Origin of the sequence: Microbacterium arborescens (assembly GCF_049707515.1) — a bacterium.
In the GTDB taxonomy this organism is placed as follows: domain Bacteria; phylum Actinomycetota; class Actinomycetes; order Actinomycetales; family Microbacteriaceae; genus Microbacterium; species Microbacterium arborescens_B.
Map to the genome: position 1 here is coordinate 1 of NZ_JBNAFI010000017.1, position 1,416 is coordinate 1,416.

General features: G+C 64.9%; 1 protein-coding gene. It reads left to right on the plus strand.

All coding sequences use genetic code 11. The annotated features are described in order from the left end of the window. Positions 1–122 precede the first annotated feature (122 nt). On the plus strand, positions 123–1,358 hold the full coding sequence (locus ACPYN5_RS15960; RefSeq protein ID WP_424449906.1) for an IS256 family transposase: 1,236 nt from the start codon (positions 123–125) through the stop codon (positions 1,356–1,358). Positions 1,359–1,416 lie beyond the last annotated feature (58 nt).

Below are 1,416 nucleotides of genomic sequence, written 5' to 3' on the forward strand. Positions count from 1 at the left end.
GGTGACGTCCCTGGGAGTGGTGTAGTTCTCGGGCTCGAGTGTCACGTCGTTGACGTGGTGAGCCATCGTGCGATGGTCAGTGAGAACTGTCTAGGAATCTCACGGAAGGACACAAACGCACGATGGCTCTTGACCAGTCTGCCCTCCTCGAGCTGCTCGGGGAACTGAAACTCACCGATGTCACCGACCGGATCCGCGTCGCGACCGAGACGCTCTATCAGGAGCTGATCGATGCGGAAGCGACCGCGGTGATCGGCGCGAACCCGTTCGAGCGCACCGCTGCTCGGACGACGCAGCGCAATGGTTCCCGCCTGAGGACGCTGTCCACGACCGCCGGCGATCTGGAGTTACGGATCCCGAAACTACGGCAGGGCACGTTCTTCCCGTCGCTGTTGGAGAGGCGTCGCCGGGTCGATCAGGCGCTGTTCGCTGTGGTGATGGAGGCCTATCTGCACGGCGTCTCGACCCGCAAGGTCGACGACCTGGTGAAGGCGCTCGGCGCCGACACCGGCATCTCGAAGTCCGAGGTATCCAGGATCTGCGCCGGCCTGGACGCCGAGGTCGCCGCGTTCCGCGACCGGGACCTGGCGCCGATGGCTTACCCGTATGTGTTCCTCGACGCCACCTACTGCAAAGCCCGGGTGAACCATCGGGTCGTCTCGCAGGCGGTCGTCGTCGCCGTCGGCGTCGCCGCGGACGGCCGCCGGGAGGTGCTCGGCTTCGACGTCGGCGACACCGAGAGCGAGGCGTTCTGGACCACTTTCCTCCGCTCGCTGAAGGCACGTGGATTGGCTGGCACGAAGCTGGTGATCTCCGACGCCCACACCGGGCTGAAGAAAGCGATCAGCACCGTGCTACAGGGCGCGGCCTGGCAGCGCTGCCGGGTGCATTTCATGCGCAACGTGCTGTCCGTGGTTCCCAAGGGCAGCCAGGACATGGTCGCCAGCGTGATCCGCACGATCTTCGCCCAACCCGACGACAAGCACGTCATCGCCCAGCTTGAGGAGGTCACTCGCATGCTCGAGCGGTCCCATCCGAAGGTCGCTGCAATGCTCCACGACGCCAAAGACGACCTGCTGGCGTTCTGCTCGTTCCCGCAAAAGCACTGGCGGCAGATCTGGTCCACGAACCCGCTGGAACGGGTGAACAAGGAGATCAAGCGCCGCACCGACGTCGTCGGCGTGTTCCCCAACCCCGCAGCCCTGCTCCGGCTCGCCGGCGCGGTCCTGGTCGAGCAACACGATGAGTGGGAAGCCGGCGACCGTCGCTACTTCTCCGAGCACTCCATGCGCCAGCTCGACGCCATGAACACCGCACAAGTCGAGGAGGTAGTCATCCCCGAAATCGCTGCGGCATAATCAAACCCAGCTGACCGCACGGTGTCGAGAAACTCCACCACTCAGCGGGACGTCACCG